Annotated in this window: 18 protein-coding genes; 8 read left to right on the plus strand and 10 right to left on the minus strand. The window is 54.7% G+C overall.

Annotated elements, in window-relative coordinates:
• Positions 1-6: 6 nt before the first annotated feature.
• From atpB to asnC, 6 genes are all read right to left on the minus strand, one after another.
• On the minus strand, positions 7-822 hold the full coding sequence (gene atpB, locus H2Z33_RS07950; protein ID WP_003862373.1) for a F0F1 ATP synthase subunit A: 816 nt from the start codon (positions 820-822) through the stop codon (positions 7-9).
• Positions 823-830: 8 nt separating this feature from the next.
• Complete coding sequence (gene atpI, locus H2Z33_RS07955) at positions 831-1,211, minus strand: F0F1 ATP synthase subunit I (protein WP_003862375.1); 381 nt, start codon at positions 1,209-1,211, stop codon at positions 831-833.
• Positions 1,212-1,826: 615 nt separating this feature from the next.
• Positions 1,827-2,450: a 16S rRNA (guanine(527)-N(7))-methyltransferase RsmG gene (gene rsmG, locus H2Z33_RS07960; RefSeq protein WP_017694037.1), complete on the minus strand. Its 624-nt coding sequence runs from the start codon at positions 2,448-2,450 to the stop codon at positions 1,827-1,829.
• Positions 2,451-2,557: 107 nt separating this feature from the next.
• Positions 2,558-4,447: a tRNA uridine-5-carboxymethylaminomethyl(34) synthesis enzyme MnmG gene (gene mnmG, locus H2Z33_RS07965; protein ID WP_032668933.1), complete on the minus strand. Its 1,890-nt coding sequence runs from the start codon at positions 4,445-4,447 to the stop codon at positions 2,558-2,560.
• Between the two features lie 374 nt (positions 4,448-4,821).
• Positions 4,822-5,271, minus strand: a complete 450-nt coding sequence (mioC, locus tag H2Z33_RS07970) for an FMN-binding protein MioC (RefSeq protein WP_003862381.1) — start codon at positions 5,269-5,271, stop codon at positions 4,822-4,824.
• Positions 5,272-5,361: 90 nt separating this feature from the next.
• A complete protein-coding gene (gene asnC / locus H2Z33_RS07975) occupies positions 5,362-5,820 on the minus strand; it encodes a transcriptional regulator AsnC (protein WP_003862383.1) in 459 nt (152 codons plus the stop codon).
• Positions 5,821-5,971: 151 nt separating this feature from the next.
• Here asnC and asnA point away from each other — a divergent pair, with 151 nt between their 5' ends.
• The gene (gene asnA, locus H2Z33_RS07980) at positions 5,972-6,964 is read left to right on the plus strand and encodes an aspartate--ammonia ligase (RefSeq protein ID WP_063135346.1); all 993 of its coding nucleotides are present in this window, start codon (positions 5,972-5,974) and stop codon (positions 6,962-6,964) included.
• On the opposite strand, the gene viaA is transcribed toward asnA, so the two are convergent.
• On the minus strand, positions 6,965-8,416 hold the full coding sequence (gene viaA / locus H2Z33_RS07985) for an ATPase RavA stimulator ViaA (RefSeq protein WP_063135347.1): 1,452 nt from the start codon (positions 8,414-8,416) through the stop codon (positions 6,965-6,967).
• Positions 8,410-9,906, minus strand: coding sequence for an ATPase RavA (gene ravA / locus H2Z33_RS07990; RefSeq protein WP_003862389.1), 1,497 nt, complete (start codon positions 9,904-9,906; stop codon positions 8,410-8,412). Before ravA ends, viaA begins: the two co-directional genes overlap by 7 nt.
• A gap of 222 nt (positions 9,907-10,128) precedes the next feature.
• On the opposite strand from ravA, the gene kup reads away from it, so the two are divergent.
• From kup to rbsR, 7 genes are all read left to right on the plus strand, one after another.
• Positions 10,129-11,997 carry a low affinity potassium transporter Kup gene (kup, locus tag H2Z33_RS07995; RefSeq protein ID WP_006808744.1) on the plus strand — a complete coding sequence of 623 codons (1,869 nt, stop codon included), beginning with the start codon at positions 10,129-10,131 and terminating at the stop codon, positions 11,995-11,997.
• 214 nt (positions 11,998-12,211) lie between these two features.
• The gene (rbsD, locus tag H2Z33_RS08000) at positions 12,212-12,631 is read left to right on the plus strand and encodes a D-ribose pyranase (RefSeq protein WP_003862392.1); all 420 of its coding nucleotides are present in this window, start codon (positions 12,212-12,214) and stop codon (positions 12,629-12,631) included.
• Positions 12,632-12,638: 7 nt separating this feature from the next.
• A complete protein-coding gene (gene rbsA, locus H2Z33_RS08005; protein WP_015570154.1) occupies positions 12,639-14,144 on the plus strand; it encodes a ribose ABC transporter ATP-binding protein RbsA in 1,506 nt (501 codons plus the stop codon).
• A gap of 4 nt (positions 14,145-14,148) precedes the next feature.
• Entirely contained in the window at positions 14,149-15,114 is a 966-nt protein-coding gene (gene rbsC / locus H2Z33_RS08010; RefSeq protein WP_003862395.1) for a ribose ABC transporter permease, read from the plus strand.
• A gap of 27 nt (positions 15,115-15,141) precedes the next feature.
• Positions 15,142-16,032, plus strand: a complete 891-nt coding sequence (gene rbsB / locus H2Z33_RS08015; protein ID WP_003862397.1) for a ribose ABC transporter substrate-binding protein RbsB — start codon at positions 15,142-15,144, stop codon at positions 16,030-16,032.
• Between the two features lie 108 nt (positions 16,033-16,140).
• A complete protein-coding gene (gene rbsK, locus H2Z33_RS08020) occupies positions 16,141-17,070 on the plus strand; it encodes a ribokinase (protein ID WP_015570155.1) in 930 nt (309 codons plus the stop codon).
• A gap of 3 nt (positions 17,071-17,073) precedes the next feature.
• Complete coding sequence (gene rbsR, locus H2Z33_RS08025) at positions 17,074-18,066, plus strand: ribose operon transcriptional repressor RbsR (protein WP_003862402.1); 993 nt, start codon at positions 17,074-17,076, stop codon at positions 18,064-18,066.
• On the opposite strand, the gene mdtD is transcribed toward rbsR, so the two are convergent.
• Both mdtD and H2Z33_RS08035 read right to left on the minus strand, forming a co-directional pair.
• The gene (gene mdtD / locus H2Z33_RS08030; RefSeq protein ID WP_015570156.1) at positions 18,032-19,465 is read right to left on the minus strand and encodes a multidrug transporter subunit MdtD; all 1,434 of its coding nucleotides are present in this window, start codon (positions 19,463-19,465) and stop codon (positions 18,032-18,034) included. The genes rbsR and mdtD overlap by 35 nt on opposite strands.
• Positions 19,462-20,169: a FadR/GntR family transcriptional regulator gene (locus tag H2Z33_RS08035; protein ID WP_003862405.1), complete on the minus strand. Its 708-nt coding sequence runs from the start codon at positions 20,167-20,169 to the stop codon at positions 19,462-19,464. Before H2Z33_RS08035 ends, mdtD begins: the two co-directional genes overlap by 4 nt.
• Positions 20,170-20,619 lie beyond the last annotated feature (450 nt).

Genomic DNA, 20,619 nt, shown 5'->3' on the forward strand with positions numbered 1-20,619 from the left:
AAAAAATCAGTGCTCTTCAGACGCCATCGACAGATAGACGATCGTCAGAACCATGAAGATAAAGGCTTGCAGCGTAATGATCAGGATGTGGAAAATGGCCCATGGCACATTCAGAATCCACTGTGACCACCACGGCAGAAGACCCGCGATCAGAATGAAAATCAGCTCACCCGCATACATGTTGCCGAACAGTCGCAGACCCAGTGAAACAGGTTTGGACAGCAGGCTAACGCCTTCCAGGATCAGGTTGACCGGAATAAACGCCCAGTGGTTGAACGGCTGCAAGGTAAGCTCTTTCACAAAGCCGCTTACGCCTTTCATTTTGATGCTGTAGAACAGAATGAGGATAAATACGCCCAGCGCCATCGACAGGGTGATGTTCACGTCGGCAGACGGAACCACGCGCAGTGCAGGCAGGCCGAGTACGTGCTCACCGATCCAAGGTAAGAAATCGATAGGCAGGAGGTCCATCAGGTTCATCAGGAAGACCCAAACGAACACGGTCAGGGCCAGCGGAGCAATCAGTTTGCTCTTACCATGGTACATGTCTTTCACGCTGCCATGGACGAAGCCGATGATCATCTCGATGAACGTCTGGAATTTCCCTGGAACACCGCTGGTCGCCTTTTTAGCAACGCTGCGGAACATGGCCAGGAACAGAAGACCCAAAACCACCGAGAAGAACATGGAGTCGATGTTGATCGTCCAGAAGGTGGCCGGGGGGTTATGTGGATCCACCAGCGAGAATGTACGCAGGTCCAGCTGAAGGTTATTCAGATGGTGACCTATGTAATCCTGCGGCGTCATATTTTCTGAAGCCATGATGCCTTTTACCCTTTGTTATTGATTACAGCTGGAGCCAGAACTTGTACCACCAGCACCAAAACCCACGTTGCTATCAGCGGCATGAATACCACTTTCAAAACCGCCAGCGCCATCACCAGTAGAGCAAAGGTCAGCAACACCTTACACACTTCGCCGAGAGCGAAGGACCAGGCCACGCGGCCTTTGGCGGGTGTATGCGCCTGATGACGCCAGGCAAAAATCATAAACAACACGTTTGGCAGAACCACCGCCAAACCTCCGCACGCGGCGGAGATGCCCCAGAAGGGGTCTTTGAGGCTAAACAGCAGTCCACTTGCTATCACAGCCAGAAACTGAATGAACAGAAGCTTACGAGCAACGTTTCTACTCAAGAGCGACACAGACATCACGTTTTTACTCCTGCTCCCTTCGAGGTATGCCGCGTGTCGTATAAAACGTCCTTTAAGGCTCAGAGTCAAGCATCAAAAAGCGGTCAAATTATACGGTGCGTACCCGTGATTTCAAACATTAAGTAGCGAAAAGGTGAATAAATGTTTAAATATTTTTCCCCAGTCCTATTTTTCAACTTTTGACCTAAGTGCCGACCTTCAGGCAAAACTGCAAACAGCGCGGAAACGTTGGTGATAAAGCGTGCACGAGATCACAAAATACACATTTGCGATAAAGTGGTATTTATCAAAGACGTAAAACGATTTATTTCATCTGTATGAAATTAAAGCAAAAAAATCGCAACTATTTTTAAAACAGAGCCGTATACAACAAAAACCTTTTATTGACATTCTTAATAAATATTTAACATTCCATTCTTGTTGCCTTTACCCACTTTTAGCAGGCTGATATTTTCATGGTTGATTATCCTCAGAGTGAACAACTCACTTCAGGTTAACCATAAGAAAACCCATGGTAACAACAAGGTTAAATTAACAACGGCCAAAACAGACGGGATGTGCTGCTTTTTAACACGATCAGAACAGCACAAATTCCACATTTTTTATTAATTTTTAAAAAGTGTTTGGCTTAATTATCACCAGATGACGCTCACCTTCGAGCTGAGGGATCTGAAGTTTCTCAATGGATTCGACAGCAAAACCGTCCGGAAGCTGCTCGATTTCGTCCCCCGGAAGTTGCCCTTTCAGCGCATAAAAACGCCCCTTCTCCGCCGGCAGGTGTTTGCACCAGCTCACCATGTCATTGAGTGACGCAAATGCGCGGCTGATAACGCCGTCAAACGGTGGCTCAGCCGGGAACTCCTCTACCCTGCTCTGCACGGGCGTGATGTTTTCCAGCTTTAGCTCATGCTGGACCTGGCGTAAAAAGCGTACGCGCTTACCCAGGCTGTCCAGCAGCGTGAATTGACTCTCCGGTCGAACAATAGACAACGGAACGCCCGGCAAGCCCGGGCCGGTGCCCACGTCGATAAAACGTTCCCCGTTCAGATATGGCGCCACGACGATGCTATCGAGAATATGGCGAATCAGCATCTCGTTGGGATCGCGTACGGAGGTGAGGTTGTACGCTTTATTCCATTTGTTCAGCATATCGACATAGGCCACCAGCTGATTTTTCTGGTGATCGGTGAGCGAAATACCTGCCTGTTCCAGCAGACGAGAGAGTTTATTGAGCACGGTGGATACCTGTTGAGAAACTTAAGTGGCGGGTGGCGCTTCGCTAACCCGCCCTACGGGTTCAGTAGGCCCGGTAAGCGCAGCGCCACCGGGCAATTTTCAGAGCATTACGCGCTGCGGCGCAGCATACCCTGCTTTTTCAGCCACACCAGCAGAATCGAAATCGCGGCAGGTGTGACGCCGGAGATACGTGAGGCCTGGCCAATCGACACAGGTTTGTGATCGTTTAGCTTAGCGATCACTTCGTTGGAAAGGCCCGTCACCTGACGATAGTCCAGCATTTCCGGCAGCAGCGTGTTTTCGTTGCGCTGCTGTTTTTCGATCTCATCCTGCTGACGCGCGATGTAGCCTTCGTATTTCACCTGGATCTCGACCTGTTCAGCCGCTTCCGCGTCTTCAAGGCCCGGCGCGAACGCGGTCAGTTTGACCAGATTCTCGTAAGTGACTTCAGGACGGCGCAGCAGATCTTCCCCGCTGGCTTCGCGCGAAAGCGGTGCTGTTAAGTGAGCGTTTACTTCGGCAGCGGTTTCCGCCTGCGGATTCACCCAGGTGGTTTTCAGGCGCTGACGTTCCTGTTCGATACGCTCCAGCTTCTCGTTGAAGCGCGCCCAGCGTTCGTCATCCACCAGACCCAATTCGCGGCCCACCTCGGTCAGACGCAGATCGGCATTGTCTTCGCGCAGCATCAGGCGATATTCCGCACGAGAAGTAAACATGCGGTACGGTTCTTTGGTCCCCAGCGTACAGAGATCGTCGACCAGAACGCCCAGGTAAGCCTGAGAACGCGCCGGTGCCCAGCCCTCTTTCTCGGCAGAGAAGCGAGCGGCGTTCAGACCGGCCAGCAGCCCTTGCGCGGCAGCTTCTTCGTAGCCGGTAGTACCGTTAATCTGGCCCGCGAAGAACAGACCCTGGATGAATTTGCTTTCCAGGGTTGGCTTCAGGTCACGCGGATCGAAGAAATCGTACTCAATAGCGTAGCCAGGGCGAACGATTCTTGCGTTCTCCATGCCCTGCATTGAGCGAACAATTTGCATCTGTACATCGAACGGCAGGCTGGTGGAGATGCCGTTCGGGTAAATTTCATTTGAGGTCAGCCCTTCCGGCTCCAGGAAGATCTGGTGCTGGTTACGATCGGCAAAGCGCATCACCTTGTCTTCGATCGACGGGCAGTAGCGCGGGCCGATCCCTTCGATCACGCCGGCGTACATTGGGCTGCGATCGAGGTTATTGCGGATCACGTCATGGGTTTTTTCATTGGTGTGCGTGATGTAGCACGGCACCTGCTGCGGATGCTGAGCCGCATTGCCCATGAACGAGAACACCGGCATCGGGTTATCGCCGTGCTGCTGTGCGAGCACGCTGAAATCAATGGTGCGCGCATCAATACGCGGCGGCGTACCGGTTTTCAGGCGGCTTACGCGCAGCGGCAGTTCACGCAGACGACGAGATAACGGAATCGACGGCGGATCGCCAGCACGGCCACCGCTGTAGTTGTCCAGACCAATATGGATTTTACCGTCCAGGAATGTCCCGACCGTCAGCACCACCGCTTTTGCGCGGAACTTAAGACCCATCTGGGTCACGGCGCCAACAACACGATCGTTCTCCACGATAAGATCTTCTACCGCCTGCTGGAAGATCATCAGGTTCGGTTGGTTTTCCAGCGCGGTGCGCACAGCCTGACGGTAAAGCACGCGGTCTGCCTGTGCACGGGTGGCGCGAACAGCCGGACCTTTACTCGCGTTTAGTATCCTAAACTGAATGCCCGCATGATCGATCGCTTTCGCCATCAGGCCGCCAAGTGCATCCACTTCTTTTACCAGGTGTCCTTTCCCAATGCCGCCAATCGCCGGATTACAGGACATTTGTCCCAGCGTGTCGATATTGTGTGTCAAAAGCAGGGTCTGCTGACCCATTCGCGCTGCGGCCATTGCGGCCTCAGTGCCTGCGTGACCCCCGCCAATGATGATGACGTCAAAAGGATCCTGATAAAACATGGTGGTCTGCCTCGCGTAAAGCGGTATGAAAATGGATTGAAGCCCGGGCCGTGGATTCTACTCAACTTTAGTCTTTCGAGAAAGCATTGGGATCCTGGGCTATTAAAAAGAAGATCTTTTTATTTAGAGATCTGTTCTATTGTGATCTCTTATTAGGATCGCAGACCTCTGTGGATAAGTCCGATCCCATAAATAAGATCATGCAGTTAGGAAGGATCGTTTGCTGTGAATGATCGGTGATCCTGGACCGTATAAGCTGGGATCAGATCGCCACTTTATACACAGGTCAAAAACTAAACCAACGTTGTTCTTTGGATAACTACGGCTTAATACGAGCTTTTAACCAGAGTTATCCACATCTGATCGCACGATCTTTAATCGTTTTTGAGTAAATTTTTCCATTCCGCGAGCCAGATCTCGGCTGGATCTTCGGGAATGTCATGATCGAGGATGTTGATCTTCAGCGTTTCACCCAGCTGTTTTGCTCCGCAGGCGGTCACCGCAGCTTCTACTTTCTCTATGGCGCCACAGAAAGTGTCATATTCACGGCTGCCGATCCCCACAGCGCCAAACCGGACGTTTGACAGATCGGGCTGTTGTTCCAGCAGTTCGTCATATAAAGGTTGCAGGTTATCCGGCAGATCGCCCGCGCCGTGCGTGGAGGTGATCAGCAGCCAGACCCCGTCAGTCGGGAGATCTTCCAGCAGCGGTCCGTGCAGCGTTTGTGTAGAAAAGCCCGCATCTTCCAGCTTCTCAGCCAGATGTTCCGCTACATATTCCGCACCGCCCAGGGTGCTGCCGCTGATAAGAGTAATGTCCGCCATTGATCGCTCGCTCAGATAAAGAGGCGGCCATTGTACGCTGTGAACGAGCTGGGATCTACCTGTGGAAAATGTGGGAATGAAATTGCCCGATCACGGGCGGATAGTACGCATGATCGGGTTTTGCAGGGAGATCAGGGTTTCAGTGGACTGAATTTCATCGATTGTTTGGATCTTGTTGATAAGTACCTGCTGGAGGGCGTCAATGGATCGGCACATCACCTTTATAAAGATGCTGTAGTGCCCGGTGGTGTAGTACGCCTCGGTGACTTCATCCAGCGCGTTCAGTTTCTCCAGCGCGGAGGGGTAATCTTTGGCGCTTTTCAGAATAATGCCAATGAAGCAGCAGACGTCGTAGCCAAGTTGCTTCGGGCTGACATCAATGCGTGCGCCGGTGATGATCCCGGCCTGCTTCATTTTCTCGACGCGAACGTGAATGGTCCCCGGGCTGACGCCAAATTGTTTCGCCAGTTCGGCATACGCGGTGCGTGCGTTGGCCATTAGCGCTTCCAGAATGCCGCGGTCCAGATTGTCGATCTGATAATTTTCCATAGGTTTTTCTTATGAAGATTAATGATTCCCTCTATTCTAGCGTCTTATTTTAACGAATCAAAAGTGAAGGCGGCTTTTTGTTGATGGGTTATTGAATTAAGTGCCTGTTCTATTGCTTAATCAGTATCAACAGGACGCAGGAGTATAAATAATGAAAACCGCTTACATCGCAAAACAACGCCAGATCAGTTTCGTAAAATCCCATTTTTCCCGCCAGCTGGAAGAGAAGCTTGGCCTTATTGAAGTTCAGGCGCCGATTCTGAGCCGCGTGGGTGACGGGACGCAGGATAACTTGTCTGGTTGCGAAAAAGCGGTACAGGTAAAAGTGAAAACACTGCCAGACGCCCAGTTCGAAGTGGTTCATTCCCTGGCGAAGTGGAAGCGTCAAACCCTGGGACAACACGACTTCAGCGCGGGCGAAGGGCTTTACACGCACATGAAAGCCCTTCGCCCCGATGAAGACCGCCTTTCCCCGATTCACTCTGTCTACGTTGACCAGTGGGACTGGGAGCGCGTAATGGGAGATGGCGAGCGTCACGTCGGTACGCTGAAATCCACTGTTGAGGCGATCTACGCCGGGATCAAAGCAACCGAAGCGGCCGTGAGCAAAGAGTTTGGTCTGGCACCGTTCCTGCCGGAAACGATCCACTTTGTTCACAGTCAGGAATTGCTGAGCCGTTTCCCGGAGCTGGATGCCAAAGGCCGTGAACGCGCGATCGCCAAAGAGCTGGGCGCGGTATTCCTTATCGGCATTGGCGGGAAATTGTCTGATGGTAAACGTCACGACGTCCGTGCGCCGGATTACGATGACTGGAGCACCGTGGGCGAAAGCGAATATGCCGGTCTGAACGGCGATATTCTGGTCTGGAACCCGGTTCTGGAAGATGCGTTTGAACTCTCTTCGATGGGGATCCGCGTGGATGCTGAAGCACTGAAGCGTCAGCTGGCCGTGACCGGTGATGAAGATCGTCTGCAACTGGAGTGGCACCAGGCACTGCTGCGCGGTGAAATGCCGCAGACCATCGGCGGTGGGATTGGCCAGTCTCGTCTGACCATGCTGCTGCTGCAACTCTCTCACATTGGTCAGGTACAGTGTGGGGTCTGGCCGCAGCAGGTACGTGAGAGCGTCGGTTCTCTTCTTTAATTAACGTCGCCAGCGTCTGAGCAGGCGGCTACGCAACCCGGTATCAAAGCGCCAGATGTGATCGAAGATGCGCATGATGCCGGGTTTTCCATGTGCAGACATCGCCACGGCATGGAAACGGTGCTGGTGCACGCGCTGCATCTCCTTCACTTTATTCACGACGTCGTCCGGCAGCCGCTGGGCAATAAAATCGGAAATCACCACCGCATCCGCGTCGTACCAGTCTCCGCCCTGCATGCGCTCAATGATGCTGCGAAAACAGCTGGCCAGATCGGTGCCGCCGCGAAAGCGCTGGCTTAAAAAGCGGATCGCCTGCTCCAGCCCCTGTGGGCTGGTCAGTTCATACCCCACCACTTCGCTGGAAAATAACATGATGTAGCAGCGACGACGATCGGCGAGCGCCACGCGCATCAGGGCCAGGCAGAACGCTTTTGCACACTGTTCATTAAAGCCCCCCATCGATCCGGACGTATCGACGCAAACAATAAATGGGCCGCGCGGTTGCTCATCAAAATCCTGGTGCACTACCGGACGCTGGCTGATCTTCTCGCGCCAGGCTTCGCCATGCAGTCGATAGGTAATGAGCTGTTTTTCCACCAGCCGACGATAAAACTCATACTCCAGTTCGGTCATTCCCAGCGTGCTGAGTTCCGTGGGCAGCAGGCGCAGGATGTCATCGCTTTGCTGTAGCCCGTCCACCTGCTCCGGTACGGTGGAGGGTTCGCGTACCAGCGTACGGAAGGTCTCCATCGGCGCATCTTTCTTTGGGACCGACCGGGCCTCCCGGGAGCGGCCGAGCTGTTCTGCAAGCTTCATCAGCTCCGGCTGTTGCGCCAGAAAGTCGCCGTACTTCACGATCAGCTGATAATCGCCCCGTTTTAACTGGCCGGCACTCATATCCCAGAGTCGACCGGCGGCGTTTTCATTCTCCACCAGCACCTGTTCTAACTGGCCGCTCAGGGTCATTCGCTCCTGGACTTCACTGAGCAACTGTTCGCGCTCTTCGTCCAGCAACTGCTGATTAAGGACCGTGGCCTGGACCACAAGGCTCAGACGCCAGCGCTGTAAAAACAGCGTATGCAGGGCGGGAGTAAAGCTGGGGTTGTCCGTGACCAGCGCTCTGGCCTGGCTGGCAAACGGGGAGTGAACGTTATCAAGCAGCATCAGGGTTTGCTGTAGCTGGGCAATAAACTGCGGCGTTGAAAGCCGCTGGCACTGCTGGTAACCAGCCACTTCCTCTGTCAGTTCCGGCGGGACTTCCGTCTCCTTAAACCGCTGTCGCAGGTTATCGCGCCAGCGGGGCAGATCGTCCGTCATTGCTTTTCGGAGCTTCGGGAATTTTTCAAAGAAGGCCGCCAGCTGCGGTGAAGCGAGCAGGGTAATGACGACCTCTTCGATCAACCCTTCTTCGCTAACCGCCAGCATGACGTTAAGCGTGTCCAGCGTTAGCATTGACGCGCCTGTTTGATCTGCGCGCTGACATCCTGCAAGCTGGCTTCAATGCGACCTAACCAGTCGCTATGGATAAAGAGGCATTTCTGCTGCTCGCTGAAGCGCGTGTGCTGCTGATGCCATTCGTTATCCAGCGCGTCGAGCTGCTGTTTGATCTCCTCCGGAACAGTATCGGAGGCCGTGCCCGGCAGCGCCAGGCGCGATCCCTGAAGGCTGACGTCGCGGATCACAAGGTGCTGGCTGCTGTCGACTTCCATCGACAGCGGCTGTGCAAAGCCGATACCGTTGAGTTTACCGCGGATCTCACCGCCTTTATCCAGCCACTGAACCAGCGCAACGCGTTCGATCGTCACGTGCACAACCTGCATATCATGAAGCTTCAGCGGTTGCTGAAGAAGAAGCGTGAGCGAGGCGTCAGTCAGCCCGGCGGGCAGCTCATAGTGCGGTTTACGGGCAAACATCCCGCCAAGACGGTTCACCTTCAGCGCGGTTTTGTCACTTTGCTGCTGCTGGAGCTGAAGGCGACGTTGGGCAATCGCGCCCAGTTGATTAAGCATGGATTGTTGACCCCACGCGTGTCCGGTCATCAAAACGTCCAGCTGCTGTTGCATCAGATTCATCCCTTCTGCGTCGTGCCACAGGCAGTCTTTCAGCAGGATCAGATCGATTGGGGCGACAGCATCGCGGCCGCTAAACAGCGCGCTTGCCTGGAGCAGGCGAATGGCTTTTTTCCAGCGACGATCGGAGACGTACGGCGCGGAAGGCAGCAAATCAAGCTGCTGGCGCAGCATAAAGATCAGCTCGAAAACGGGATCGGGCAGTTTTATCTTGCCGATCTCCTCCTGCCACTGGTGGTATTCCTCGTCCGTGACCTGCAATGACGCTGCCACCGGGTTTTCGTTTTCATCCTGCTGGCTTACCAGCATGGAACGGAAGTTTGATTTATCCTGGACTTTATCCAGCCACAGGCGGATCAGCATACGGTCATACAGCGCTTCCAGGCTGCTGTCGGCTTCGGGCAGTTCGTTAGATGCGGCCACCAGCAGGCGCATGGGGATCTTCTCTTCGCTGGCGCCGTTGCGGAAGCGGCGTTCGTTAATTGCCGTCAGCAGGGTATTCAGAATGGCCGGGCCGGCTTTCCAGATCTCATCAAGAAAGACAATTTCCGCTTCCGGAAGATAGCCCGCCGTCAGACGTTCATAGCGTCCCTCATCTTTTAACGCCTGAATGGAGAGTGGGCCGAAAACTTCTTCCGGCGTGGAGAAGCGCGTCATCAAATACTCGAATGCGCGCGCGTTCTGGAAAGCGAATTTGAGGCGGCGTGCGATCAGACTTTTGGCAATGCCCGGCGGGCCCAGCAGAAATACGCTTTCCCCACTCAGCGCCGCCAGTAAACAGAGGCGAATGGCGTGGCTACGCTCGTAAAGGCCTTTCTCCAGCGCACTGCTGAGGCGGGAAATTCTTTCTGCTAATAAATGTGAGTGAGCCATAATAGTTTTGCATCCTTTCGCCGTCGTGGCGGCTAATTGAAGCGAGTATAGACGTTTCGGTCTGGCCTGGTAATAGGCTGAAGTGCGGCGCTATTTTCTTTGCGCTACATTAATGCGGCTGCATTTAGGGGTACGATTTTGCATTGAATCGTGCATACTGTGCGCTTTTTGTGGGCCAAGGGACTAAGCACACATTTGTTATTCAAACGAAAAGACTAGTCTATGAGCACTGATAATAAGCAATCATTACCCGCTGTAACGCTTGCGGCGATCGGGGTTGTCTACGGTGATATCGGCACCAGCCCGCTTTATACGCTTCGTGAATGTCTGTCCGGTCAGTTTGGTTTTGGTGTAGAGCGTGACGCCGTATTTGGTTTCCTCTCGCTCATCTTCTGGCTGCTGATCCTGGTGGTCTCCCTTAAGTATCTCTCTTTCGTAATGCGGGCTGATAACGCGGGCGAGGGCGGTATTCTGACCCTGATGTCCCTTGCCGGGCGCAATACGTCTGCAAGAATGACCTCCGTGCTGGTCATCATCGGCCTGATTGGCGGCAGCTTCTTCTATGGAGAAGTCGTGATTACGCCGGCGATTTCTGTAATGTCGGCCATAGAGGGGCTGGAGATTGTCGCGCCACAGCTTGATACGTGGGTGGTGCCACTCGCTATTATCGTGCTGACGTTGCTGTTTGCCATACAAAAACACGGTACCGGGCTGGTGGGTAAGCTGTTCGCGCCTATTATGCTGGCCTGGTTCCTGATCCTGGCGGCGCTGGGCTTACGCAGTATTATCGCCAACCCGGATGTCCTGCACGCGCTGAACCCAATGTGGGCGGTGCATTTCTTCCTTGAATATAAAGTGGTGTCGTTTGTGGCGCTGGGCGCGGTGGTGCTGTCCATTACCGGTGTTGAAGCGCTGTATGCGGATATGGGCCACTTCGGGAAACTCCCTATTCGCGTCGCCTGGTTTAGCGTGGTCTTGCCTTCACTGGTGCTGAATTACTTCGGTCAGGGCGCGCTGCTGCTTGCACACCCTGAAGCGATTAAAAACCCGTTCTTCCTGCTGGCGCCGGACTGGGCGCTGGTTCCGATGCTGATCCTGGCGACGCTGGCGACGGTCATTGCCTCTCAGGCTGTCATTTCCGGCGTATTCTCCCTGACGCGTCAGGCCGTGCGTTTGGGTTATCTCTCCCCAATGCGCATTATCCATACCTCGGAGATGGAGTCTGGCCAGATCTACATTCCGTTCGTCAACTGGCTGCTCTATTTCGCGGTGGTGATTGTTATCGTCAGCTTTGAGCACTCCAGTAATCTGGCGGCGGCGTACGGTATCGCGGTAACCGGAACGATGGTGTTGACCTCTATTCTCTCCACCACCGTGGCGTACCGTAACTGGCACTGGAATAAGTTCCTCGTGGGGCTGATCCTGGTTGGCTTCCTGTGCATCGACGTGCCGCTGTTCTCTGCGAACCTCGACAAGATTGTCTCCGGCGGCTGGCTGCCGCTGACGCTGGGTCTGGTGATGTTTATTGTGATGACGACGTGGAAGAGCGAACGTTTCCGCCTGCTGCGTCGTATGCACGAGCACGGTAACTCTCTTGAGGCGATGATCGCCTCGCTGGAGAAGTCCCCACCGGTGCGCGTGCCGGGCACGGCGGTGTATATGTCTCGCGCGCTGAACGTGATCCCGTTTGCGCTTATGCATAACCTCAAGCACAACAAAGTGCTGCACGAGCGCGTGATCCTGCTGACGCTGCGTACCGAAGATGCGCCGTACGTTCACAACGTGCGTCGCGTACAGATTGAACAGCTGTCGCCAACCTTCTGGCGCGTGGTGGCAAGCTACGGCTGGCGCGAAACGCCGAACGTGGAAGAGGTGTTCCACCGCTGCGGTCTGGAAGGCCTGAGTTGCCGCATGATGGAGACGTCGTTCTTTATGTCCCATGAGTCGCTGATCATCGGCAAGCGCCCATGGTATCTGCGCCTGCGCGGCAAGCTGTATCTCATTCTGCAACGTAACGCCCTGCGTGCGCCTGACCAGTTTGAGATCCCGCCTAACCGCGTGATTGAGCTGGGGACGCAGGTCGAGATTTAACCCTTCTGAATATGCCGGGTGGCGCTGCGCTTACCCGGCCTACCAGACCCGTAGGCCCGCGCAAGCGTAGCGCCGCCGGGCAATTTTCCTCTATTGCATTCCACTTAGCGAAACGTTTCGACGTTGATCACAAATCCGTTACGTCATGATGGTTTTCTGAACACTTCTGCGGCTACACTGTTTTTAGCGAAACGTTTCGCTAGTGGAGCAAAAAATGAAGAAAGGCACAGTACTCAACTCAGAAATCTCATCGGTGATTTCCCGTCTTGGGCATACCGATACGCTGGTGGTTTGCGATGCAGGCTTACCGGTTCCGCGCAGCACAACCCGTATCGATATGGCGTTAACGCAGGGCGTACCCTCGTTCATGCAGGTACTGGAAGTGGTCACCGCGGAGATGCAGGTTGAGGCGGCCATTCTCGCGGCGGAAATTAAACAACATAATCCGCAACTCCACGAAACGTTGCTCAGCCACATTGAGCAACTGCAACAGCACCAGGGAAACACAATAGAAATTCGTTACACAACGCACGAGCAGTTCAAACAACAAACCGCAGACAGTCAGGCGGTGATTCGCAGCGGGGAGTGCTCCCCGTATGCGAATATCATTCTCTGTGCTGGCGTCACCTTCTGAGGCCATCATGGACGCATTACTGCAACTCAAAGGGATCGATAAGTCGTTCCCGGGCGTAAAAGCCCTCTCCGGTGCGGCGCTGAACGTCTATTCCGGGCGCGTCATGGCGCTGGTGGGCGAAAACGGCGCCGGCAAATCCACCATGATGAAAGTGCTGACCGGTATCTACCAACGCGATGCCGGTTCGCTGCTGTGGCTGGGTAAAGAGACCACCTTTAACGGCCCGAAATCCTCTCAGGAAGCGGGCATCGGCATCATCCACCAGGAGTTGAACCTGATCCCGCAGCTCACCATTGCGGAGAACATCTTCCTCGGCCGTGAGTTCGTGAACCGGTTTGGCAAAATCGACTGGAAAACCATGTATGCCGAAGCGGACAAACTGCTGGCGAAGCTGAATCTGCGCTTTAAGAGCGACCGACTGGTGGGCGACCTTTCCATCGGCGATCAGCAGATGGTGGAAATCGCGAAGGTGCTGAGCTTCGAGTCGAAGGTCATCATTATGGATGAACCGACCGACGCCCTGACCGATACCGAAACCGAATCCCTGTTCCGCGTGATCCGTGAGCTGAAATCCCAGGGCCGCGGCATTGTCTATATCTCACACCGCATGAAAGAGATCTTCGAGATCTGCGACGACGTCACCGTCTTTCGCGACGGGCAGTTTATTGCCGAGCGCGAAGTGGCAACCCTGACCGAAGATACCCTGATTGAAATGATGGTGGGACGTAAGCTCGAAGATCAGTATCCGCATCTGGAGAAAGCGCCGGGAGAAATCCGCCTGAAGGTGGATAACCTCTGCGGGCCGGGCGTGAATGACGTCTCCTTTACTCTGCGCAAGGGCGAGATCCTTGGCGTCGCGGGCCTGATGGGCGCGGGGCGCACCGAACTGATGAAAGTGCTCTATGGCGCACTGCCGCGCACCAGCGGCTACGTTACCCTTGACGGCCATGAGGTGGTCACCCGCTCGCCGCAGGATGGCCTGGCGAACGGCATTGTCTATATTTCCGAAGACCGTAAGCGCGACGGCTTAGTGCTGGGCATGTCGGTGAAAGAGAACATGTCCCTGACGGCGCTAGGCTATTTCAGCCGCAGCGGCGGCAGCCTGAAACACAAAGATGAGCAGCAGGCGGTCAGCGATTTTATCCGTCTCTTTAACGTTAAAACCCCATCGATGGAGCAGGCGATTGGCCTGTTGTCCGGCGGGAATCAGCAGAAAGTGGCGATTGCCCGCGGGCTGATGACGCGCCCAAAAGTGTTGATCCTGGATGAACCTACCCGCGGCGTGGACGTGGGCGCGAAGAAAGAGATATATCAGCTGATTAACCAGTTCAAGGCCGACGGTCTGAGCATCATTCTGGTCTCTTCCGAGATGCCAGAGGTATTAGGCATGAGCGATCGCATTATCGTCATGCATGAAGGGCATCTCGGCGGTGAATTCACTCGCGAGCAGGCCACCCAGGAAGTTCTGATGGCTGCCGCTGTGGGCAAGCTTAATCGCGTGAATCAGGAGTAAGAAGATGACTACCCAGGCTGTTTCTGGTCGCCGCTATTTCACAAAGGCATGGCTGATGGAACAAAAATCGCTGATTGCCCTGCTGGTGCTGATCGCGATTGTCTCGACCATGAGCCCCAACTTTTTTACCGTCAATAACCTGTTCAACATTCTTCAGCAGACCTCCGTCAACGCCATTATGGCGGTGGGGATGACGCTGGTGATTTTGACCTCGGGTATCGATCTGTCCGTCGGTTCCCTGCTGGCCCTCACCGGCGCGATCGCCGCATCGATTGTTGGTATTGAGGTCAACGCGCTGGTGGCCGTTGCCGCTGCGCTGGCGGCAGGTGCGGCAATTGGCGCCGTAACCGGCGTGATTGTGGCGAAAGGTCGCGTTCAGGCGTTCATCGCCACGCTGGTGATGATGCTGCTGCTGCGCGGTGTGACCATGGTGTACACCAACGGCAGCCCGATTAATACCGGTTTTACCGATAACGCCGATCTGTTTGGCTGGTTCGGTATCGGTCGCCCGCTGGGTGTCCCGACCCCGGTCTGGATCATGGCTATCGTCTTCCTGGCGGCATGGTACATGCTGCACCATACCCGTCTGGGTCGTTATATCTATGCGCTGGGCGGTAACGAAGCGGCAACGCGCCTGTCCGGTATCAGCGTTAATAAAGTCAAAATTATCGTTTACTCCCTGTGCGGCCTGCTGGCGTCTCTGGCGGGCATCATCGAAGTGGCGCGCCTCTCTTCCGCGCAGCCAACGGCGGGTACGGGCTATGAGCTGGATGCCATCGCGGCAGTGGTTCTGGGCGGTACGAGCCTTGCGGGTGGTAAAGGTCGCATTGTTGGGACATTGATCGGCGCACTGATCCTCGGTTTCCTGAATAATGGTTTGAATTTGTTAGGTGTTTCCTCCTATTACCAGATGATCGTTAAGGCAGTGGTGATTTTGCTGGCGGTACTGGTAGACAACAAAAAACAGTAACTGACGACACTACAGGACATCTTAGATATGAACATGAAAAAACTGGCTACCCTGGTTTCTGCTGTCGCGCTGAGCGCAACCGTAAGTGCTAACGCCATGGCGAAGGACACCATCGCGCTGGTTGTCTCTACCCTGAACAACCCGTTCTTCGTCTCTCTGAAGGATGGCGCGCAGAAAGAAGCAGATAAACTGGGCTACAACCTGGTGGTGCTGGATTCTCAGAACAACCCGGCGAAAGAGCTGGCTAACGTTCAGGACTTAACCGTTCGTGGTACCAAAATCCTGCTGATCAACCCAACCGATTCCGACGCGGTCGGTAACGCCGTGAAGATGGCAAACCAGGCGAAGATCCCGGTCATCACCCTTGACCGTCAGGCAACGAAAGGGGATGTGGTCAGCCACATTGCGTCTGATAACGTACTGGGCGGTAAAATCGCCGGTGACTACATCGCGAAGAAAGCAGGTGAAGGCGCGAAAGTGATCGAGTTGCAGGGTATCGCCGGGACTTCCGCAGCCCGTGAACGTGGTGAAGGCTTCCAGCAGGCTGTAGCGGCGCACAAATTCAACGTGCTGGCGAGCCAGCCGGCAGACTTCGACCGTACAAAGGGCCTGAACGTCATGCAGAACCTGCTGACCGCGCATCCTGATGTGCAGGCGGTATTCGCACAGAACGACGAAATGGCGCTCGGTGCGCTGCGTGCGCTCCAGACTGCGGGTAAATCAGATGTGATGGTTGTCGGATTTGACGGCACGCCGGATGGTGAAAAAGCAGTAAATGATGGCAAACTGGCTGCGACCATCGCTCAGCTGCCTGAGCAGATTGGCGCGACTGGCGTGCAAACTGCCGATAAAGTGCTGAAGGGCGAAAAAGTTCAGGCCAAATATCCTGTTGACCTGAAACTGGTCATTAAGCAGTAAAGGCGATTCAGGCAGTCGCTGGCTGCCTGAGGGACACCAAATAAAAGAAAAGTGTGGCATACGCCACCGGGTAAGACCGGTGGCGCTCTCAGATGGACACCTCAATACATGAAAACCGCAGGCAACCTCGTCGTCCTTGGCAGTATCAATGCCGATCACATTCTTAACCTTGAAACGTTCCCCACTCCGGGCGAAACCGTCACTGGCAATCAGTATCAGGTGGCGTTCGGCGGTAAGGGCGCAAACCAGGCGGTTGCCGCCGGACGCAGCGGGGCGAATATCGCGTTTATCGCCTGTACGGGTGATGACGATACCGGCGAGCGCGTACGCAAACAGCTGGCAAGCGACAACATCGACATTGCACCCGTCAGCGTGGTTGCAGGGGAATCTACCGGCGTGGCGCTGATTTTCGTCAATGCGGAAGGTGAGAATGTCATCGGTATTCATGCGGGGGCTAATGCCGCGTTAACGACTGAACGCGTCGAAGCGCAGCGTGGAATCATCGCCGGAGCGGAAGCCCTGCTGATGCAGCTGGAGTCACCGGTTGAAAGCGTGCTGGCCGCCGCGAAAATTGCGCATGAAAATCATACGTCTGTCGTACTTAACCCTGCGCCTGCCCGTGTATTATCAGACGAGCTGCTGGCGCTGGTGGATATCATTACCCCGAACGAAACCGAAGCGGAAAAGCTGACGGGTATCCGTGTCGAAAATGATGACGATGCAGCGCGTGCCGCGCTTGCACTGCATGAAAAAGGCATCGGCACCGTAATCATCACCCTCGGCAGCCGTGGGGTCTGGGCTAGCGTCAATGGCGAAGGCCGTCGCGTACCGGGCTTTAAGGTCAAAGCCATTGATACCATCGCCGCAGGAGACACCTTCAACGGTGCACTGGTAACGGCGCTGCTGGAAGGAAAAGCAATGGATGACGCGATCCGCTTCGCGCATGCCGCCGCTGCGATTGCGGTGACGCGTAAAGGCGCTCAGCCTTCTGTTCCATGGCGTAAAGAGATTGATGAATTCTTAAGTCAGCAGGGGTAACGCTTGGCCACAATGAAAGATGTCGCCCGTATGGCGGGCGTTTCTACCTCGACTGTCTCCCACGTAATCAATAACGATCGCTTCGTCAGCGAGGCGATTCGGGAGAAAGTTGACGCTGCAATTAAAGAACTCAACTATGCGCCGTCTGCGCTGGCCCGCAGCCTGAAGCTCAACCAGACGCGCACCATCGGCATGCTGATCACGGCCAGTACCAACCCTTTTTATTCTGAACTGGTGCGCGGCGTGGAGCGCAGCTGCTTCGAGCGCGGCTACAGCCTGGTGCTGTGCAATACCGAAGGCGATGAGCAGCGCATGAACCGTAACCTGGAAACGCTGATGCAAAAACGCGTCGACGGGCTGCTGCTGCTCTGTACCGAAACGCATCAACCCTCGAAAGAGATCATCCAGCGTTATCCTTCTATTCCCACGGTGATGATGGACTGGGCGCCGTTCGACGGCACCAGCGATCTGATCCAGGATAACTCGCTGCTGGGCGGCGATATGGCGACTCAGCATCTGATCGATAAAGGTCATACCCGCATTGCCTGTATTACCGGCCCGCTGGATAAAACCCCGGCGCGCCTGCGTCTGGAAGGCTATCTTTCGGCCATGGAACGGGCGGGGCTTGCCATTCCTGATGGCTATCGCATCACCGGCGATTTCGAATTTAACGGTGGATTTGAAGCAATGCAGAAACTGCTGGCGCAAGAGCCGCGTCCGCAGGCGGTGTTTATCGGTAACGATGCGATGGCATTCGGAGCTTATCAGGCGCTGTATCAGGCGGGATTACGTGTTCCGGACGACATGGCGATCGTCGGTTACGATGATATCGAACTGGCGCGCTACATGACGCCCCCACTGACCACCATCCATCAGCCGAAGGATGAACTGGGCGAGCTGGCCATCGATGTGTTGATCCACCGCATGGCCCAGCCCACGCTGCAACAGCAACGTTTGCAGCTTACTCCTGTTCTGATGGAACGCGGTTCGGTTTAGCCTTCTCTTTGTGACGCTCTTTAATCAGGTTCCGGCCGTCTTTTGGTTTTAACAACATAAAGACCACCGCCGATACCACGGTAAGCGCGCCCATAGTGATAAAGGTATAGTGGAACTGCTCAACGGTATTAGTTCCCTCGAACCCTTCATAAAACCGCAGTACCGCCGCGCTCACGGCAACCCCGAGGCTGATCGACAGCTGTTGAGTGACCGCCAGTACGCTGTTGCCGCTGCTGGCATTCTCGTCGGTGAGGTCCGCAAGGGTGATGGTGTTCATCGACGTAAACTGCGTCGACATGGCCATACCCAGCACAAACAGCGGCAGGATCAGCATCCAGATTGGTAACGCCGCAGATTGCAGGGAGAACTGCGCAATCATCAATCCGATAAAGATCGTCACGCCAACCAGCGTCTTACGATAGCCAAACCAGCGCAGCACCTGCGTGACCGTCGATTTTGCCAGAATCGAGCCCATCGCCGTGGGCGCCATCATGCAGCCAGCAATCAGGGCCGGATAGCCGAAACCGACCTGGAGCATCAGCGGCATCAGGAACGGTACGCAGCCCGTGCCCAGACGCGAGGCAATATTGCCCGCGATCCCGACGGAGAACGTTCGGGTGTTAAACAGAGATAAAGAGATAAGCGGTGTCGGATGGCGACGCGCATGACGTATATATAGAAGGAACAGCAGAATACCGCTGAGGATGACGGCCAGCGCCAGCCACGTCGCTACGATTTTCTCGCCAAACAGCTCCATCCCGCTGGAGAACAGGACCAGGCTCAGGCCAAACAGGAAGAAACCACCCATATCGAAGCTGCGTCTTGGCGTGGTGAAGTTCGGCATATATTTGCGGGCATAAATCAGCCCTGCCACACCAATCGGAATATTAATCAGGAAGATCCAGTGCCAGCTAGCCCAGGTCACCAGTACGCCGCCGAGAACCGGGCCAAGTATCGGGCCGACCAGCCCCGGCATAGTCACAAAGTTGAGCACCGGGAGCAGTTCGCTGCGCGGATAGGCGCGTAATAACGCCAGACGCGCGACGGGCATCATCATCGCGCCGCCTATCCCCTGTAGAACGCGGAAGATAACCAGTTCCGTCAGAGAGGTGGAGAGGGCGCAAGCCAGAGAACCGAGCGTGAACAGCGTCACCGCCAGCATGAACACTTTGCGTGTGCCGAAACGATCGGCCAGCCAGCCGCTGACCGGAATAAGCATCGCCACTGTCAGGGTGTAGCTGATGATGGCGGATTGCATCGCCAGCGGGGAGCGGTTAAGGCTTTGGGCTATGGCGGGAAGGGCGGTATTGAGGATAGTGGCATCCAGTGCCTGCATAAAGAACGCCATGGCTGCAATCCACGGCAGTCCGGCCATACTGCGTGCTTTTTTCTCTGTCATTTATTTACCTGCTGGTGGGTTGGCGCGGCCAGCAACGCCTGGCACGCACTCAGGGCTCGCTGCCCGTCGCTCTCCTGAATGGCATCGACTATCGCCTGATGCAGATCCAGCTTCACCACCTCATCCTGCGTAATAGAGGTAAAGTAAGTGTGGTACACAGAATGGAATAAAGAAGCAAAGGAGGTCAGGAAAGGATTTCCGCTCATATTATAGATATGTTCATGCCAGGCCATATCGACCGCTATCCAGCGCTCGCGGTTAAAGTGCTTTTTCAGATCCACCATCTCTTCCATCAAAGTATTGAGCTGCGCTTTTTGCTCGGCTGTGCCGAGCGTGGCGGCAAGCAGGCAGGCCTGAGGCTCAAGACTGCTGCGCATGACCAGAAAGTGATCGACGACCTGATTAAAGTTATCTTCGGTCATCCACCAGGTGAGTAACTCCTGATCGAGAAAGTTCCAGTTTCCCTGAGGCATAACGCGGGTGCCAATGCGCGGACGTGGAAGCACCATCCCTTTCGCCGTTAATGTTTTTACCGCTTCGCGAACGGCGGTACGGCTAACGCCAAACTGATCTCCCAGCTCCATCTCGCTGGGCAGGATGCTACCTGGAGCATATTTACCCGCTAAGATCAGCTGCGCCAGTTTCTCTGCCAGCACATAGGACAGGTTTTTTTGAGCTGCCAGCTGTTGTGCGCTTAATGGCATCGCTTTTATTCCTTAAATATTGATGCGGTTAATTATGCCATCTCAGGTGTGATTGTGGTTGCAGATACATCAAATAGAACAATTTGTAGCTGGATCTCATCGCTTTTGGTGAAAAAAAACACGGTCAGAAACTTTTTTTAAATTTCCTCTTGTCACTTCAGAAGAACTCCCTATAATGCGCCTCCACTGACACGGAACAACGGCACGCAAGCCGCCGGGTCGGCAGAGAAAAGCAAAACAAACGCTTGACTCTGAAGCGGGAAAGCGTAATATGCACACCCCGCGCCGCAGCGAAAACGAAGCGGCACTGCTCTTTAACAATTTATCAGACAATCTGTGTGGGCACTCAAAGTGACATGGATTCTTAATGTCTTCGGACACTAAATGAATACCAAGTCTCAACGAGTGAACACGTAATTCATTACGAAGTTTAATTCATTGAGCATCAAA

Origin of the sequence: Enterobacter sp. YSU, from assembly GCF_016082135.1 — a bacterium.
GTDB classification, from domain to species: Bacteria; Pseudomonadota; Gammaproteobacteria; order Enterobacterales; family Enterobacteriaceae; genus Enterobacter; species Enterobacter hormaechei_C.

Bases quoted from the DNA above. Each gene is read 5' to 3' on its own strand.
- atpB (WP_003862373.1), bottom strand. From the start codon at position 822: ATGGCTTCAGAAAATATGACGCCGCAGGATTACATAGGTCACCATCTG.
- atpI (WP_003862375.1), bottom strand. From the start codon at position 1,211: ATGTCTGTGTCGCTCTTGAGTAGAAACGTTGCTCGTAAGCTTCTGTTC.
- mnmG (WP_032668933.1), bottom strand. From the start codon at position 4,447: ATGTTTTATCAGGATCCTTTTGACGTCATCATCATTGGCGGGGGTCAC.
- mioC (WP_003862381.1), bottom strand. From the start codon at position 5,271: ATGGCGGACATTACTCTTATCAGCGGCAGCACCCTGGGCGGTGCGGAA.
- asnC (WP_003862383.1), bottom strand. From the start codon at position 5,820: ATGGAAAATTATCAGATCGACAATCTGGACCGCGGCATTCTGGAAGCG.
- asnA (WP_063135346.1), top strand. From the start codon at position 5,972: ATGAAAACCGCTTACATCGCAAAACAACGCCAGATCAGTTTCGTAAAA.
- viaA (WP_063135347.1), bottom strand. From the start codon at position 8,416: ATGCTAACGCTGGACACGCTTAACGTCATGCTGGCGGTTAGCGAAGAA.
- ravA (WP_003862389.1), bottom strand. From the start codon at position 9,906: ATGGCTCACTCACATTTATTAGCAGAAAGAATTTCCCGCCTCAGCAGT.
- kup (WP_006808744.1), top strand. From the start codon at position 10,129: ATGAGCACTGATAATAAGCAATCATTACCCGCTGTAACGCTTGCGGCG.
- rbsD (WP_003862392.1), top strand. From the start codon at position 12,212: ATGAAGAAAGGCACAGTACTCAACTCAGAAATCTCATCGGTGATTTCC.
- rbsA (WP_015570154.1), top strand. From the start codon at position 12,639: ATGGACGCATTACTGCAACTCAAAGGGATCGATAAGTCGTTCCCGGGC.
- rbsC (WP_003862395.1), top strand. From the start codon at position 14,149: ATGACTACCCAGGCTGTTTCTGGTCGCCGCTATTTCACAAAGGCATGG.
- rbsB (WP_003862397.1), top strand. From the start codon at position 15,142: ATGAACATGAAAAAACTGGCTACCCTGGTTTCTGCTGTCGCGCTGAGC.
- rbsK (WP_015570155.1), top strand. From the start codon at position 16,141: ATGAAAACCGCAGGCAACCTCGTCGTCCTTGGCAGTATCAATGCCGAT.
- mdtD (WP_015570156.1), bottom strand. From the start codon at position 19,465: ATGACAGAGAAAAAAGCACGCAGTATGGCCGGACTGCCGTGGATTGCA.
- H2Z33_RS08035 (WP_003862405.1), bottom strand. From the start codon at position 20,169: ATGCCATTAAGCGCACAACAGCTGGCAGCTCAAAAAAACCTGTCCTAT.